The 16,668-nt window shown below is 46.3% G+C and carries 15 protein-coding genes; 13 read left to right on the forward strand and 2 right to left on the reverse strand.

The features are described 5' to 3' along the window. Positions 1–19 precede the first annotated feature (19 nt). The 7 genes from AB4114_RS07040 (at position 20) to AB4114_RS07070 (ending at position 8,764) form a co-directional block, all read left to right on the forward strand. A complete protein-coding gene (locus tag AB4114_RS07040) occupies positions 20–1,069 on the forward strand; it encodes a LacI family DNA-binding transcriptional regulator (protein ID WP_441987788.1) in 1,050 nt (349 codons plus the stop codon). A gap of 10 nt (positions 1,070–1,079) precedes the next feature. Next, complete coding sequence (locus AB4114_RS07045) at positions 1,080–2,177, forward strand: Gfo/Idh/MocA family protein (protein WP_441987789.1); 1,098 nt, start codon at positions 1,080–1,082, stop codon at positions 2,175–2,177. Continuing rightward, on the forward strand, positions 2,174–2,893 hold the full coding sequence (locus AB4114_RS07050; RefSeq protein ID WP_441987790.1) for a ThuA domain-containing protein: 720 nt from the start codon (positions 2,174–2,176) through the stop codon (positions 2,891–2,893). The genes AB4114_RS07045 and AB4114_RS07050 overlap by 4 nt, the downstream gene beginning before the upstream one ends. 89 nt (positions 2,894–2,982) lie before the next feature. Beyond that, complete coding sequence (locus tag AB4114_RS07055; protein ID WP_441987791.1) at positions 2,983–3,753, forward strand: MgtC/SapB family protein; 771 nt, start codon at positions 2,983–2,985, stop codon at positions 3,751–3,753. Between the two features lie 36 nt (positions 3,754–3,789). Then, complete coding sequence (locus AB4114_RS07060; protein WP_441987792.1) at positions 3,790–4,542, forward strand: glycerophosphodiester phosphodiesterase; 753 nt, start codon at positions 3,790–3,792, stop codon at positions 4,540–4,542. Continuing rightward, positions 4,539–7,139 carry a glycosyl hydrolase-related protein gene (locus tag AB4114_RS07065; RefSeq protein ID WP_441987793.1) on the forward strand — a complete coding sequence of 867 codons (2,601 nt, stop codon included), beginning with the start codon at positions 4,539–4,541 and terminating at the stop codon, positions 7,137–7,139. The genes AB4114_RS07060 and AB4114_RS07065 overlap by 4 nt, the downstream gene beginning before the upstream one ends. Positions 7,140–7,309: 170 nt before the next feature. Continuing rightward, the gene (locus AB4114_RS07070) at positions 7,310–8,764 is read left to right on the forward strand and encodes a LamG domain-containing protein (protein WP_441987794.1); all 1,455 of its coding nucleotides are present in this window, start codon (positions 7,310–7,312) and stop codon (positions 8,762–8,764) included. Positions 8,765–9,036: 272 nt separating this feature from the next. Here AB4114_RS07070 and AB4114_RS07075 read toward each other — a convergent pair whose 3' ends face one another. Next, the gene (locus AB4114_RS07075) at positions 9,037–9,516 is read right to left on the reverse strand and encodes a hypothetical protein (RefSeq protein WP_441987795.1); all 480 of its coding nucleotides are present in this window, start codon (positions 9,514–9,516) and stop codon (positions 9,037–9,039) included. 276 nt (positions 9,517–9,792) lie between these two features. Between AB4114_RS07075 and AB4114_RS07080 the strand changes: the two genes are divergently transcribed. From AB4114_RS07080 to AB4114_RS07090, 3 genes are read left to right on the forward strand one after another with little or no spacing between them, the layout of a single operon-like run. Continuing rightward, positions 9,793–11,052 carry an MFS transporter gene (locus tag AB4114_RS07080; protein WP_441987796.1) on the forward strand — a complete coding sequence of 420 codons (1,260 nt, stop codon included), beginning with the start codon at positions 9,793–9,795 and terminating at the stop codon, positions 11,050–11,052. A gap of 21 nt (positions 11,053–11,073) precedes the next feature. Continuing rightward, on the forward strand, positions 11,074–11,490 hold the full coding sequence (locus AB4114_RS07085; protein WP_441987797.1) for a hypothetical protein: 417 nt from the start codon (positions 11,074–11,076) through the stop codon (positions 11,488–11,490). Next, positions 11,402–12,301, forward strand: a complete 900-nt coding sequence (locus tag AB4114_RS07090; protein WP_441987798.1) for an MFS transporter — start codon at positions 11,402–11,404, stop codon at positions 12,299–12,301. The genes AB4114_RS07085 and AB4114_RS07090 overlap by 89 nt, the downstream gene beginning before the upstream one ends. Positions 12,302–12,449: 148 nt before the next feature. Here AB4114_RS07090 and AB4114_RS07095 read toward each other — a convergent pair whose 3' ends face one another. Next, positions 12,450–13,313, reverse strand: a complete 864-nt coding sequence (locus tag AB4114_RS07095; RefSeq protein ID WP_441987799.1) for an EcsC family protein — start codon at positions 13,311–13,313, stop codon at positions 12,450–12,452. A gap of 195 nt (positions 13,314–13,508) precedes the next feature. On the opposite strand from AB4114_RS07095, the gene AB4114_RS07100 reads away from it, so the two are divergent. From AB4114_RS07100 to AB4114_RS07110, 3 genes are read left to right on the forward strand one after another with little or no spacing between them, the layout of a single operon-like run. Further along, complete coding sequence (locus AB4114_RS07100; RefSeq protein WP_441987800.1) at positions 13,509–14,789, forward strand: ABC transporter substrate-binding protein; 1,281 nt, start codon at positions 13,509–13,511, stop codon at positions 14,787–14,789. A gap of 19 nt (positions 14,790–14,808) precedes the next feature. Next, entirely contained in the window at positions 14,809–15,768 is a 960-nt protein-coding gene (locus AB4114_RS07105; RefSeq protein ID WP_441987801.1) for a carbohydrate ABC transporter permease, read from the forward strand. Beyond that, positions 15,765–16,610, forward strand: a complete 846-nt coding sequence (locus AB4114_RS07110; RefSeq protein ID WP_441987802.1) for a carbohydrate ABC transporter permease — start codon at positions 15,765–15,767, stop codon at positions 16,608–16,610. The genes AB4114_RS07105 and AB4114_RS07110 overlap by 4 nt, the downstream gene beginning before the upstream one ends. Positions 16,611–16,668 lie beyond the last annotated feature (58 nt).

The raw sequence follows: 16,668 nt of genomic DNA on the forward strand, positions 1-16,668 counted from the left end.
AAGGGATGTTTACCCGAACATGGCAAAAATTGATGATGTTGCAAGGTTAGCGAAAGTCTCAAAAGGGACAGTTTCTAATGTCTTTAGCCAAAAAAGACCGACAAGCAACGAAGTCAGAGAGCGTGTGATGAGTGTTTCTAGACAATTAAATTATGTCCCTAATCATACTGCGCGAAGCTTGGTTACCAAGAAAACGATGGCCATTGGCTTAACCATACCGCACGGCAGCTTCTTCTTTAGCGCATTTCATACGCAATTTATCAACGGGGTCATTCTGGAAGCAGCTTATTATGGGTATAGGGTCCTGTTGGATATCATTCCTGTTCATGAGGTGAAAACGCCATTTTTGACGAGTTATCCGATCGATGGTGCTGTTGTGATGAGGCCTACAGCCAATGATGAACGGATCAACCTCATGCATATGGGACAGATCCCTTTTGTGACGGTAGGTCATGTGATGAATGAAAACATAGAGCATTCTACGAGCGTAGATAACGATAATGTACAGATGATGTCCAATATTTGCGAGTATTTAGTTGGCAAAGGCCATAAAGATATTATGTTTTTGAATGCGAATGAGCATATGACCGTATCGATTGATCGCAAAGCTAGCTTCATTGAAGCCATGAAGGTTCATGGGCTAGATGTAGAGGAGCACATGATTCATCATAAGCCTCCTGAGCTGAACTCGAGTGAATACATGGATTATGGCTATGAAGAGACGATTGATATTCTCGGTAAGCAGAAGAAAAAAGTAACCGCGATTATTGCCGATGATGACCGTACCGCATTCAGTGTTCTTAATGCCATTAAGGATCTTAATCTTAGTGTTCCTGGAGATGTCTCTATCTTTGTGATATGCGGAGATAACTCGATGATGGTGCAATCGAACCCGTCTTTGACGAGTATGGATTTGCAGCCATCCGAATTAGGTGCCCAATCTGTCCGATTGTTAATGCATCAATTAGGTGTGCTGCAAGGGGATTATGATGAAAATATCATTGTTGAAGGCAAAATTATAGAGCGAAATTCAGTCTCGACGATTGGTCACGAGGAAGATCGCAAATAAGGGAGCGAACATGATGAGTACTAAACAATGGCGTGTAGGCATTATTGGCCTTGGCGGTATCGGTGATTACCATATGAACAATCTTGCGAAAATTGCCAATACCAACGTTGCCGCCATCTGTGATGTGAATGCGAAAGCGGTGGAACAGGTCGGTGAGCGGCTGAATTTGCCAGCTGAGAAGCGATACACGGATTATCGAGCCCTCATAGCCGATCCTGACATCGATTTCATCATTTCAGGGGTATCCAATAAATTTCATTGTGACATCTTGAAAGTGGCGATTGCATGCGGTAAACCGATATTTTCGGAGAAGCCTTTTACCCGAACCATGGAGGAAGCGGATGAATTAATAGCCTTGTATGAGCAAAATCCGATCCCCTGCATGATTGGATTTTCATATCGGTATAGACCTTGCTTCCAATACGTGAAGCAGCTCGTTACGGACGGTGCTTTAGGCCGGATCCGACATATCGCTGCGCATTATTTACAAGAAGAGAACGCGCCAATGTTTAACAAAGCGTACACATGGCGATTTAATAAAGCCATGGCGGGATCCGGCATTTTAGCGGATATCGGCTCGCATATGGTGGATGCGGCGCGCTTTTTTGTAGGCGAATTTACGCAGGTGTCAGGTATGATGACCACATTCACGGATCGCCGGTTGGATAAGCGAACGGGGGACTACGCCGAAGTCGATGTGGATGATTTTACTGGCTTCCAGTGTGTACTAGAAGGCGGCGTGATGGGGTCATTTTATACGCATAAGAATGCGATTGGTACGGGTAATCAATTCAACGTTACCCTGTTTGGGGACTTGGGGACGGTCCGAATGTCTGTCGAGAAGCCGAATGAAGTTCATTTGACGCTCAGATCGGGCGAAAATCTACAACTGACCGAATCTGTCATTCACCTGGATGAGAAATCGGTGAAGCCGATGCTGCAGGACTTTGTAGATTATTTGGAGCAAAAGAACTCTTCTTCGCTCCCGACTCTTATCGATGGATACCGTAACCAACAAGTGCTGCAAGCTATCATAGATTCAGCGCAAGACGGCGTAACGAGAAGCTTATCACACCATTCATATGTGAAAAGGGAGGAGCTCGTATGATCCGAGTCACGATATGGAATGAATTCCTTCAGGAGCAAAGGAAAGAAGAGGTAGCTCGGATCTATCCCAAAGGCATGCATGGAGCTATTGCTGATGGCATTCGTCAGGATGGATTTGAAATAAGCTGTGCAACCTTCAATGAGCCTGAGCATGGGTTAACCCAAGAAAAGATGGATCAGACGGATGTCCTTATTTATTGGGGACACGTTGAGCATAAGGGCTTTCAAGATAACGTCGTTGATCGTATATGCAAACGTGTACATGAGGGTATGGGGCTGGTCGTACTTCACTCTGGTCATCATTCCAAATTGTTCCGCAAACTGATGGGCACTTCCTGCGATCTTCTATGGAGAGAAGCGGACGAGAAAGAGCGATTATGGGTCATGGATCCCTCCCATCTAATCGTAGAGGGGATTGGACCGTATATCGATTTGGAAGAAGAGGAAATGTACGGAGAGCATTTCGATATTCCTACACCGGAGGAATTAATCCTTGTCAGTTGGTTTCAGGGGGGAGAAGTGTTCCGCAGCGGATGCACGTATCGTCGCGGCCAAGGGAAAATCTTTTATTTCCGTCCAGGCCATGAGACGTATCCTACCTACCACAACAAAGATGTGCAACGCGTCATTGCCAATGCTGTGAAATGGACAGCCCCGATTCTAAGGGAAAAGACGTTTTATGGGCATCACGCGCCCCTTGAGGAAATCAAGAAGTAGTGAGTTCGTTGCAGATAAAGCTTCTTTCATGGTGAAAGAAGCTGTTTGTCTTGCGAATTCAGTCACATACAAGAAGGAAGTGGCCCGGCATGACGGCAACAGCAAGTATTTGGACCATTAGTCACGGAGAACTGCTTTTGCGACTGGTGATGGCCGTTCTCATGGGGGGAGCCGTAGGGATCGAGCGGGAATTGCATAACCATGCGGCAGGATTCCGGACACATATTCTGGTCTGTTTGGGATCTACTACGATCATGCTTCTCTCGATATACGGATTTTCTCAATTTGTGAATGAACCGAATGTTCGGCTAGATCCGGCGCGACTCGCGGCTCAAGTGATCAGCGGTATTGGATTTATCGGCGCTGGTGCTATTTTGCGGAATGGCTCGGTCATCAGCGGCTTAACGACAGCAGCTTCGATTTGGGTCGTAGCCGCCATTGGTTTGTGCATTGGTGCCGGCTTTCAATATGCAGCCTTTTGCTGCACTGCTCTTCTATTGATCAGTCTGCTGGTCCTGAATAAATGGGAGAAATATCTCATGCGCAACCGGCGAAATCAAGAGTTGTCGATTAAAACCCGGAATAACCCGATCGCCCTTGGTCAAATCGTCAATACGCTCATAGAAGAGGGACTTCAAATCGTCAATGTGAAAATGATTCGACATGAAGCAGCGACGGCTACGGATGACTTGGGAGAAGCTTCGATCTTGCATATCCAGTTCGTTCTGAACGTTCAGAACCCTGTCAAACTCATTTTGGCAATGGAACGGATACGCGCCTTAGATTTTGTAATTGGGACAGAGTCCGATGTAAGATCATTGGATAACATCGGTCGAGTAGTCAGTCAGGCGCATTCCTAGAAAGKGGATGCCAACTATCCTAGGTTGAGGTGAAAGATGTTGAAGACATATCCCTTACTAACGGCACATACGGGGTGTATGGGCACACCTGATAATAGTTTGCTTTCCATAGAAACAGCGCTACTTAGCGGGGCAGATATTGTGGAAGAAGATATCTTAATCACCTCCGACGGGGTCCTTGTGCTTTCTCATGATGATCTTGTTTATTCGCTAGATGGAACCTTGTTTAAGATTTCTCAAATGCGTTTTGCTGAACTTAGTCAGTTGGATATCAAAGCCCATAACGGGTCACCTGGCGAAACGATGCGCATCTTATCTTTGGAGTCAGTTATTCCCCTATTGCAGGCTTCCGATAAGAAAATGAATCTGGATGTGAAATCGGATGCCTGCATTGAACCTGTTGCCCGATTCGTTGAAAAGAACAGATTAGTGGAGAGGATTATTCTAAGCGGATGTGAAACCGATCGTGCCAAACAAGTTAACAGAACGGATCATCGCTTACGCAAATTGCTGAACGTAAATGCTTCCTTATTTCAAGCCAAAAATGAGATGGAAGCCGTTCAAATTAGTTGCGAGGACGCTTTGAGCGCGAATTGCTTTGGTCTCAACGTGAACTATCGTGTTGTAGGGCCCGAGGTCCTTCAGGCTGCAAAAGATCACGGTCTTGATGTGTACATCTGGACGGTCAATACAGAAGCGGAGATGAAGCATTTTATTGAAATGGGCGTTCAATCTATCACTTCTCGAAATATTTCGGCTTTGGTGCAAGTAAAGAAGGGGGATAGATGATGAATACGAAGCGAACAGTGAGGCAACTAGAGAAAATATATGTTGTTTTTAAAACTCACGTAGACTTGGGTTTTACGGATTTGGCCAGTAACGTCGTCTCCCAATATAGAGAAGAGATGATGAACGACGTTCTAGCAGTATGTGAGGACACAAGGAAGGATGGACCGGACCACCATTATGTATGGACACTGCCTGCATGGATGCTGAAGGAATGTTTGGATACGCCGGATATGGATAAAAAGGAAAGAATGGAGGCCCTGATTACGAACGGACAACTGCGTTGGCATGGGCTTCCCTTTACGACACATACGGAGTTTTGCGGCACCGAAGAATATATCAGGGGATTATACATCTCGGAAAAGTTACGTGATCACTATGGACACACGGCTATTTCCGCCAAAATGACGGATGTCCMCGGTCATACGTGGATGCTGCCTACCTTATTGAAAAATGCAGGCATTGAATTTCTGCATCTAGGCGTAAATGCTTGTTCATCACCGGTTGATTTGCCTCGGCTGTTTCATTGGGAAGGTCCGGATGGCAGCAGGGTCTTAACTTATTATTCCAAAGGGGAATATGGCACAGACCTGACGCCGCCTGAGGACTGGCCCTATCCCATTTGGATAGCGCTGCTGCAAACGCAAGACAACTATGGTCCACAGGATGGCTCTGTGGTGCAAGACTTGTTGGATGAGATTGCGAGTAAGTATCCGGATACCGAGGTGAAAATCGGGACTATGGACGATTTTACACGCGATTTTGTGGCCAGAGATTATCCAGATATCCCAGTGATTCGCAAGGATTTAGCCGATACATGGATTCATGGGATTGGAACGTATCCCGAGGAAGTGTCCCGTGTACGGAGGATGCGCTCAGATATTGCAACACGGGAAAGCTTAGCAACGCTCGAGCAGCTGCAAAGCATCCGTGGTGGTGATGATCATAAGAATGCCATAGCGGAGGCTTATGAACACACGCTGCTATTCGGCGAGCATACGTGGGGAATCGATATTAAATCGAATTTATTGCCTGGCCGCAACAGCCAGCGCGCTTTTGGGAAAGCTGCGATTCAGAAAGACCGTGCCATGTTTCCGGAGTCCTATCTTAAGACGGAGGCTTCTTGGGCCGAACAGAAAAACTACATAGATCAAGCTGAGAAAGCGCTCCACGAAGTTCAGCCTTTTACAGCCATAGATTCGAATGTCATTGGTGTGTATAACCCGCTTGCATGGGAGCGGCAGAATGCGAAGATCACGCTGCATAATCATAAGCGGGGGACGCTCACAGATAGAGAAACGAGGGAAGCCTATTTCGTTAATGAAACGGGCGAGGCCTATATTGGTGAATTGGCACCAATGGGGTATCGAACTTTTGAGTATGCGGAAAGCTTGGACGTCGTTCTTGCAGGTGCAATCGCGGTGAAAGACGCTGAGAACGCGATACTAGAAAACGATGCGATACGCATTGTGGTCAGCATGCAAACAGGCTGTATAACCAGCTTCTATGACAAGCAGAATCAGAAGGAATGGGCCCTAAACGGAAAGTTCGCGCAATACGAATACGATGTTTACGGGAAGGAGGAGATCCTGAATTTTGTAAAAGCATACAGCTATGATCTCATGGATTGGTATGTAAACGATTTCGGTAAACCGGGATATCCTCGAATCGAGCATAAGCGTTATGGGCTGGAGCTTGCAGATGTTAGGATCTCCAATGGTGAAAGCTGGGGCAGTATTGAAATCGACTTCACGACGCCAAATGAAAGTTACGAGGAGTTTGGAAATGGCGAAGGAATCGGCATCTCGATCCGCTTGGAAGCAAGCCAACCTTTTGCAGATATAAAAGTGGTAGTTGATCGTAAAGCAGCTACTGCGTATGCCGAGAGTGGGCATTTCACGTTCGCACTAAATGCGGATCAGCCGAATTATCGGTTTCAGAAATTGGGCAGCGTCGTCAATCCGCTCGAAGATATTGAGAAAGGTGCGAATACACGGCTTCACTGCGCTAGTCAATGGGTTGATGTACAGGATGAACAAGTGGGATTAACGATCATTCCTTTCGATACGCCGCTATTTTCCATTGGTGAAAAGGGGATTTACCAATATGCCAAAGAAGTGTACGTTCCTGAACAGCCAAACCTACATTTCAACTTATTTAACAATCAATGGGGGACGAATTTCCCGCAATGGATCTGCGGCAGTTTCCAATATGCCTTCCGGATTGTACCTCATGCGGGGGATTGGAGGGCAGGACGCGTACAGCAGCTAGCCGCCGAAGCATGCATGCCGCCTCAGGTGACCTTAAGTTGGAAGCCGGAAGGACCAGCAGGGTATCGTCTCCTGAAAGAGGGCGTAGAGGGGATCCATGTGTTATCCTTCAAAAAAGCGGAGCAAGGCGACGCCTACGTCGTAAGGTTCCAAAACCTGCTCGATATGCACGTAGCGGTGAAGCTTCCATTTACCAAGTCTCTTGCCGATGTGCAGGAATGTGATCTTGTCGAGCGTACCAAGGAAACGAAAGTTGAATTTGGTGGAGATCATCTCGCCGTGACCATGAATCCTTTTGAAATTAAAACGATGAAGCTTTGGTTTGTTTGAAGCGGATGAAGAAACAGACAGCTGGCGTGCAGCTGTCTGTTTTTCTTTTATTAAAAAAACGCTATTCGTATCCAACTTCGTTTGGTAAAATGTCAGTGTCGATATTATCGAAAACACAATTCTTGTTATAATTTAAAGCAATCTATCCGACCGGGAGGAAAAGCTTGACAATGAAACAGACATGGACCAAATTTGCTAGATTCATTCTGGGGGCAGTTTTGCTAGTTTCCAGCGGCTACGCTTTGTTGGGGTATGAAGATCAGGCTACCGCTTCTACACCTGTTGTTGTAATCTCACCTCAGCAAACAGTCATAACGAACACGACAACGGAAGTCGTCATGCAAGCCCCAATAGGCGCCAAGATTGAGATTTTTGAGGGCGAAGAGAAGCTGATTGCGAAAGACGTTGAGGGATATTCGGTTGTAAAGATGGACTTGCCAGCACTTAGCAATGGTGTACATATGCTTACGGCACAAGTGCTAGTAGGCATGGATCGGCATCATTTCACATTGCCTCCTTTCGTTGTTCATCAAAGCGGAGCGTTCACGATCGAAGATATCTCAACGATTGCTTTAGAGTTACCTGATCATCAAGAATGGGATATGAATGGCGATAACGAGTTTGTTCCCCAAGATGAGATTGCCTATTTACTTTCTAGGATGGACCCCATCGCAAATGTAAATCCTATTGATGATCTGAGTGTTGTCCAATCAGCCACAACAGCCACATATACGACCTTTACGTATAGCAAGCCAGTCGGGGCGACAAGTGTGAGTTTGCTTAGGAAGCGTGCGAGTGACGAAGATTTTATTACAGTAGCGTCGCTAAATGTTAACGAAGCGACTTATATCGTAAACGGACTTATGCCGGACACGACATATCAATTTAAATTGGATGTAATAGGTGGCATACATGCGGGAGAATCGAATGTTGTGTCTGTTGTGACAGTAACAGAGATTCCACCTGTTCAACCAGAGGCTAGGCCTTATCAGGCTTTAGATTTTGATGGTGTCGATGATTATGTGCAAATCACGCATGACGAAATTTATAATTCTTCGTCGTTTACGATTGAAGCTTGGGTGAAACCGAAGGCTTTTGTATGGAAGACAGGGATTGTTTCTAAGTATCAGGAACACAATCAGGCTTCCTTTACGCTTCGATTAAGCGATGGTCCACCTATTCATGCTGATTATAATAAAATCAACTTCAGCGATGGAGGGGATCTTGATTCAGTAGTCAACCTTGAATTGAATAGATGGTACCATTTGGCAGCTTTATACGATGGAACTTCTCGCACCATGAAGTTGTATATAAATGGCGTACTGGATTCCCAGATAGGGAATGTTGGTTACAGTACAAACTCCTCCCCAATGACCATCGGCGTAGATTTCTTAGATAAGTTGAATTCAAACCAAGCTGCTCGATATTTCAACGGCCAAATCGGTGAGGTCAGATTCTGGACAGTGGCCAGATCAGAAGCTCAAATCCGAGCAGACATGAACAACCATGCTGAAACACAAAATGATCCGAATCTTGCAGGATATTGGACGTTCAAAGATGGAGCCAATGATGAATCCGGCAATGGTCGACATGGATCCATTCATGGTAATCCTGCAACGAATTAAATAGACGACTGCCGATTCATCTTTAGATGCATAAACTACAGCTAATTTGCTTGAATCTGACGTATTTTCGTGAATTGATGGAAAAGGTACATTTAATTTGTATGAAACTTGAAGAAATGAGCACATCGAAGGAATTTACCTACAGGAAATACAGTTAATCTTTCGAATTCGAGAAATCCGCTTCAAATACATGGAGAAAATCCAGTTAAATTGCGGGAAGCAGGTTCCTTACTCATCGCTCATTAACGAAAATCGAGGCTGTCTCTAAAAGTCTAATTGACTTTAGAGACAGCCTCTTTAAACTCATGCCGCTGCAGCATGCAGCCTACTTCTACTGCAGCACCGCTGTTGCCAAATACGTGCGCAGCGAAAGAAGGATCGCCCGCTCCCGCGTGGTATTCCCTTGCGGATCGAGCTTGTTGCCAGCGACCCCATTTATGATGCCGTAGTTCACAACGAAGTTCATGGCATCCTGCGCCCAACTCGAGATGGAGCTGGAGTCGGTGACTGGTTGTCAATCCGAGCCCGAACGATTGCTTCAACTCAGGCAAGGCCCATGAACTGGCACCAGCAAAGATGTCCGGTACATTCGTAATAACGCCGCCCACTTTCGCAATGAGATCAGATGAAACCGTGATCTTCCCAATATCATCGAGGACGTTTAGTATCAGTGGTTTTACTGAAGGGGAGATTGGATGCCCGAATGAGAGATGTACCCTGCCTGCAGCGGTAAGTGTACGTGCGATCTGCAATTGTACCTAGCTATGTCGGAGAATTCTCCCCTACAATAAGCACAAAGAAAGCGAAATCATTATGGGGGGATTGCAATGATAAATGAAATGAAGTTCTAAATCAGCAATTTTCGAAGGAAATAGATGGAGTTTTTCCATTTAAACTGCATAAGCGACATCTCCAACTCGGCCTCGCCACACTCGAACTAAGAATCGACCAGCTGTAAAATAAAATTTGAACTTGGATGCCCTTGCCATGTAAGATAGAGCCATAACAACAAGAAAAAAGGTGCATCTATGTGGACGTATACCGTAAATTTAGTTCGTGATTTATCGCCTAACGTGAAGCGGTTCATTGCGACGGAAAGCTTGTTTGGCGTCGGAGTCGGGATCTCTAGCCTCATCCTTAACTTACATTTATTAGACCTCGGTTTCACCAAAGGCGACATCGGCAAGATAACGTCACTTGGGGCATTGACCATTGGCTTGGCCAGCTTGCCGGCTGGGTTCATCGTGAAGCTTATCGGGCGCAAAACGATGCTCGTCATCGGTATGCTCTTGGCATTCCTTGCACTCGTGCTCTTTGGTATCGGGACCAGTATTGTCGCGGTCACCGTCGCGCAGCTTGTGTATTCGCTTGGGATTACAGCGATTTTGAACTCTGAAATTCAATTGATTTTCCAATATTGCCGCACGAAAAAAGAGGAAACAAGTGCCTATTCGCTCTTGTTCGCGATATTTACGTTATTTACCGGACTCGGCACGTGGCTCGGTGGTTATCTGCCCGAATGGATGCCCGGACATACAACGATGTACCAATATGCCTTCTTCGTGGCTGGCGGATGCTTAGGCCTCTCAGGCATATTGCGGGGACTGCTGCTGCCGTCTAGTCATACCAAGACAGAAGTCAATGTCACCGCAGCAGATGGGAAGAATGACATCGGAGCAGGGAAGCCCTCGGAGCGGCCGAAGAGAAGGCATGCGCTGTATTTCCTGTTGCTGCTTTCTCTGCTGATTTTCAACTCTGGCTTTACGTTCGGGATGCTGAGTCCGTTCTTGAATGTCATCTTGAAATTCCGATTCCAGATGGAGGATGGGAATATCTCTGGCGTGTTGGCGTTGTCCGGATTTTTCTTCTTTATCGGCTCAATCGTCATGCCTTACGTCGTAGAGCGATGGGGGAGCCGAAGGACGTTCGTGTTCCTGTTTCTGTACAACATCGTTGTCGTAGCGCTGATGGCGCTCGTCATGCCGACCGCCGTATTCGCTATTCTGCTGCTTATTCGCGGGACGGGCTTCACGATGCTGAACAACTTGATGGACAGCGAATGCATGTCGGCTGTAGCGGAGGAAGATCGCAACCTGTTCGCAGGCATGCGGACCGTCTCCCGCAGCATCGGGAATACGATCGCTTCCTACTGGGCGGGCTACATATTGGCGGGCAATCATTATTCGCTGCCTTTCCTGCTGACTGCGGTAGCTTTACTTGCCGGGTTTGCCATGTATGCTTGGTTCGTCCAGGGGAAGCTGGATCGCAGACTTCAAGGCCAGACATGATATATGAGGGGAAGTAAAGCCATGCTGGCAAACAGAGTGTTTCAAAAACTAGGCTTACAGATGAGCCCGGCAACTAAGCATAACTTGTATAGTGATTTTGGTGCAGCCTGTTTATTTAGTCTCTTTAATGTGGTCTTTAATCAGTTTTACATCGCACTTGCAATTAGACAAGGGGCTACGAATCTGGAAGTCGGGATTTTGGCAGCTGCTCCGGCGATTGGACTACTGTTTTCGCCGATTTGGGCAGGGAGAATCGAACAATCGAATCCCAAACCTTTTGTCATCATCCCGAATCTAATTGGCAGGTCGCTATTGTTGCTTCCGGCATTTTTTGGTGCTCCCAGCGTCTATGTGGTTGACGGCCATCGTTTTTTACTTACTAATGGGCATACAAGCACCGGCGTATCCTGCGCTAATTACACGCATGTATCAGCCTGAATTGCGCGGCCGGCTAATGGGCTACGTTCGAGTTGCCATGGGAGCTATTATGATTCCACTTGCCTACTTAGTCGGTTCGTGGACGGATAAATCAGGACCGAGTGGACCGCTGATCACTGCGGCCATTACAGGTGTTATATCGATTCTTTTCCTAGCCCGCGTTAAGGAGATTGCTTTACCAACGACAGTATCGGCTCGTAAATCCTCTTTTAAGGAACAACTCAAGCTTGTGAGAAATCACCGGGAGCTGGTTGTATTTTTTGCAGCAACGACATTGACTGGCTTTGGTAACATATTGGCGAGTCCCCTATATCAGATCATCCAAGTCAGAGAGCTGCAGTTGAACAACATTGAAATTGCGCTTGCACGTATTTCCTATTATGTGTGTTTATTGGTGGCATACTTCGTTGTTGGTTGGGTGATTGATAGATTCTCTGCGAAGCAAACGTTGGTCTATGGATTAGCGGCGTTCGCGATTGTTCCTTTACTGTATGGGATATTCGGGAATTATCCTGCTGTGATTATTGGCAGCGGAATCCAGGGAATAGGCGATGCCATTTGGGATATTGGAATTCTTGCCTATATTTTTCGTGTTGTTCCTGGAAGAGAGGCAGTCGTGTTCGGCCTGCACTTAATGCTGTTTGGTATTCGCGGCTCTATCGCGCCGTTAATAAGTACCGGTCTATCCGATTACTTGCCGATTTCAGGGTTGTTAATTGCGGCTGCCATTTGCGGGTGCATAGGAATCGTTATCTTTTTGCTGCAAAAAGATAACAATGAAATGACGGAATCGCTGCCCCGTCACATGTAGGTAAAAAAGAGTAAAGGAGGGCCGCTAACCGTGATTCCCTATTGGAAACGGGTACATGAAGCATGGATCGACTATCCGCGAAGAAGAGGCGAGGTCATTCGTGGCCACTATCAGATTGAACGCTTCCTTGGGATGGGGATGGTTTCAGCTAACCATCGACTTGGGCTTGTAAGCGTTCGAGAACACGCCGCTTGCGATACAGCATTTTCGCGGCTTCGCCTACTTCCTTCAGCGTCCCGCGGTTGATCCAAGCGCCGAAGAGAATTCCAGCAATGGGAATGAGCTGAAATAGCTTCTTCCATCCCCAATTATCGCGGTACGTAGCGAATACCTCGCGCCAGCCCTGAAGCTGAGAGATCATCTGCACACTCTCCTTATCCACAGAGGCATAGTTCGCCAGCTCATCGAGAATGGCCTTTTTGCCCACAATGTCGGAGGATGAGAATTGCAGTACCTTGATCGTGAAGATCCGTTCCTGCTTATCTTTGGGATCGTAGCCATAGCAGATGGCAATTTCCTGAATGGTTTTCAAGGACAGTCCAAGGATGGCTGGAATATCGATTGCGAGTGTGAGGATCCCGCCGATACCCGTCGTTGCGCCTTGCAAGGTAGCGATTTTCGAACGACTTTGGACAATTTCATCAGCGGCCACATCCAAAATCTGAAGAGGTAAAGTAGTACCTACCTTTTCGATCGTAAGCCCTTCAGAATGCTCATCTCGCTCACCTCTACTCCGCTCAAACACTTCTTCAACATGTCGCAGAGTCCCCTTTTCAGAAATCAAATACCGTCCACCTGCTTGCAAATAATTCCCGAGCTCGTCCAAGGCTTCACCTATTTTTTTATTCAAAAACTTCGGCGTTAAGCGGTCCAGCACTTGGAAGGGCAACCGTCCAAGCTTTTCCCAGAACCAAAGATCTTTCTGTTCCGCTTCCCAGGCTTCTATTTCATGAAGGGCTTTGTGCAGCTCAATTGTAGTTTCTGGATGGTGATTGCGTTCAAGATCATTCATGCTATACACAACTCCTTTCTACATCGTATACGTAACTTATTGATTTAGGATGCAGCGGCCCTCAAAAAAGTAAAAGTTATTTTCTCATAGCATTCCAAAAAATCTTAGATATTGTGCACGACCACCTTCCGATATACTGAGTATCAGAACCGGTTCGAACAATCAGTAATCAGCATATAACGGGAGGGTCATCCGATGAAAAAAATATCGACGATGCTTGTATCTATAGGTTTGGCAGCTTCCATGGCGCTCACAGGTTGTGCAAGCCAAAATGCAAGCGATACCAATGCGTCCGCAACACCAGTCGCCAAGCAAGAGAAAGTGAAAGTGAGAATGGCTTACTGGAACAAAGAAGATAGCGTGAAGTCGCTGTTAGATTTGATTAAGCAAAAGCTTCCGAATATTGAACTCGAGTACCAATTTATCGATAATAAGCAGTTTGATAACATCGTAGCTACCCAGTTAGCTGCACAATCGGGTCCAGACATCATTTCGGTGAGTCCACCGACCAGTGCCAAGTATGCGAAATTGGGTTATTTGGCAGATTTGAACTCGCTCGCGGATCGCTACAATGATGCAGGGAAAAACGTCTATACGCAAGATGGTAAGCTATATGCGCTCCCTGGAATCAGCTGGTTTGAGGGGATTTTCTATAACAAAGAGATATTTGACAAATATGGCTTGAAACCGCCAACAACATTCGATGAGGAATTGAAATTGCACGAGTCGCTGAAAAAGAATGGCGTGAAGCCGCAAGCCATGGGGGCCAAGTCCTGGGAGCCGATGATGAAGTCTTCGATGGGCCTTGTCATGAACGATTTCTTGTCTAAACCAGAGAACAAAACCTTTGATGTGCAATACGGCTTAGGTCAAAAAATGCTCGAAGGCAGCTGGAACAGTGCACTAGAGAAATGGACGGAGCTAATCAAGCAAGGCTACATCACACAGGATATGCTGGGTGTCGACTATGATCAAGCGCTGGATGAATTCGCGACAGGCAAGGCTGCGATGTGGGAGTCTGGACCTTGGGCTATGGAAGCCATCAAGAAAAAGAATCCGAATATCAAAGTGGATATGTTTCCGTTCTATGGCTCCACGCCAGGAGCAGGCTGGTTAATTGGAGGCCCAGGTGTAGGCTTTGCTGCGAACAGTAAATCGAAGAACGCGGATGCTGTGAAACAGGTACTGGATTTGATCTCCACACCGGAAGGACAGAAAGCTTTCTGGAATGATAACAAGGGCGGCAGCAGCTACTTGAAAGGTGTCGAATTTGAGATGCCTAGCGAATACGAGAGTGTGAAAGCAACCTTCAAAGCGGGTAACGTATATGCGCCGTGGAACAATTGGGGCGACAACGCACAGTCCATTATCGAAGATTATGGAAAACACTTCCAAGAGTTGCTTGGTGGGAAAAGTGATGTCAGCCAAACACTTAAAGCGACAGACAAGAAGACTGCTGAGTTAATGAAGAAATAAATAACAAGGTAATTTCATATTGAAACCTACGGCGGTCCTTTGGCAACACCAAGTGGCTGCCGTAAGTTTTCTAGAGGGGTGGATGGCTGTGCGACTGAAACTGCTGCGAAGAGAATTGAACTATGGCATGCTGATCCTGCCTGCGCTAGTGTTCTATCTCGTGTTCGCCGTGTATCCGTTTCTATCGATGTTCTATTATAGTGTGACGGATTACTCGATTTCCAAAATGACTGACTTGAGCTTCGTAGGTTTCAAAAATTACGAGAGTATTTTCAATAATGATTTGCTGCTCGCAGGTTTCAAAAATTCACTCATTTATGCCCTATTAATGACGGTATTTCAAACGGCATTCGGCCTTGTGCTGGCTGTTTTTCTAGATCGTAAGCTGCTCACGCGCAATGTGCTGCGATCCGTATTTTTTCTTCCTGCGGTTTTCAGCCCGCTGATCATTGGATTTCTATGGAATTATTTGATGTCGACGTCAGATTTCGGCCTAATCAACAATGGTTTGACTGCACTAGGTTTAGCAAAAATTAATTTCCTCGGCGATGCCGATCTAGCACTCTATTCTGTTGTTGTCACGCAGTTGTGGCAGTGGACGGGGTGGGCCATGGTTATTTTTCTGGCTAATCTGCAAAGTATCCCGAAGGATTTGTATGAAGCTGCCGATATCGACGGTGCCTCATCGTGGAAGCAGTTCTGGAAGGTGACACTGCCGCTTATGCAGCCATCTGTTAATGTCGTAGCCGTTACAGCTATGATTGGTGGACTTAAAGTATTCGATATCATCCTTGCCCTAACGGATGGGGGCCCAGGCAATGCGACGCAGACGATTATGACGGCTTATATCAAGACGTCTTTCAATGAAGGTTTTTATAGTAAGGGAGCTGCATCCGGTGTTGTATTCTTCGTTGTTGTTATGTTCATCACGACAGTCATGATGCGCGTACTTGGGAAATGGGGGAAACAAATTCAATGAACATGAAGCTTTCCTCTCGTGAGCGAGCCGTTAATGGCTCTTTCGAAGTGCTATTGATTGTCATTGCTGCTTTATTCTTCATCCCCGTGTATTATCTGATCGTTACGACCTTCAAAACACCGGATGAAGCAACGTTCAGTCCATTGTCTTTGCCTACTCATTTTAACGTAGATAATTATATCTTAGCTTGGAAAACGATGAGATTCCCGCGCGTATTTCTCAATACGCTCATCGTGACGGGGGTATCCGTCGTTGGAATTATTTTGCTTTCTTCTATGGCGGCGTACGCGTTAGCTCGGAGAGTGCATGCGCTGAACAAGTTTATTTTCTACTTATTTCTAGCAGGTATGATGGTTCCGTTTCAAATGGGACTGGTTAGTCTATATAAGCTAATTAACAGCCTAGGGCTGATGGATAACCTCTTGGCCGTCATTGTGGTGAACATTGGGAACGGCTGTGTCATTGCGATATTTTTGTTTCACAGCTTTATCAGCACTTCTGTGCCGCTGGAGCTAGAGGAAGCTGCTTTTATCGATGGGTGCTCGGTGCAGGCGACATTTTGGCGAATTGCTTTTCCACTGCTAACGCCGGTGATTGCGACTGTCGCGATTGTCACGACGTTGAATGTGTGGAACGATTTTATGAATCCGCTGCTGTTCCTGCAGTCGCGAGAAAACAACGTTATTCTACTGGAAGTGTTTCGAAATATCGGACAGTTTTCGGTGGATTGGACTAGCTTGTTCCCGATGTTGCTACTAGGTGTAGCACCACTCCTTGTGTTCTATCTGCTGATGCAGAAGTACATGATTAAAGGCGTGGCGGCTGGGGCGCTGAAGGGATAGGAAGGAAGATGAGAATGGTTTATCGTTTGCCTTATGTACGCTGTTGATCCTGTTTGAT

The organism is Paenibacillus sp. 2RAB27 (assembly GCF_052115445.1).
Classification (GTDB): domain Bacteria; phylum Bacillota; class Bacilli; order Paenibacillales; family NBRC-103111; genus Paenibacillus_E.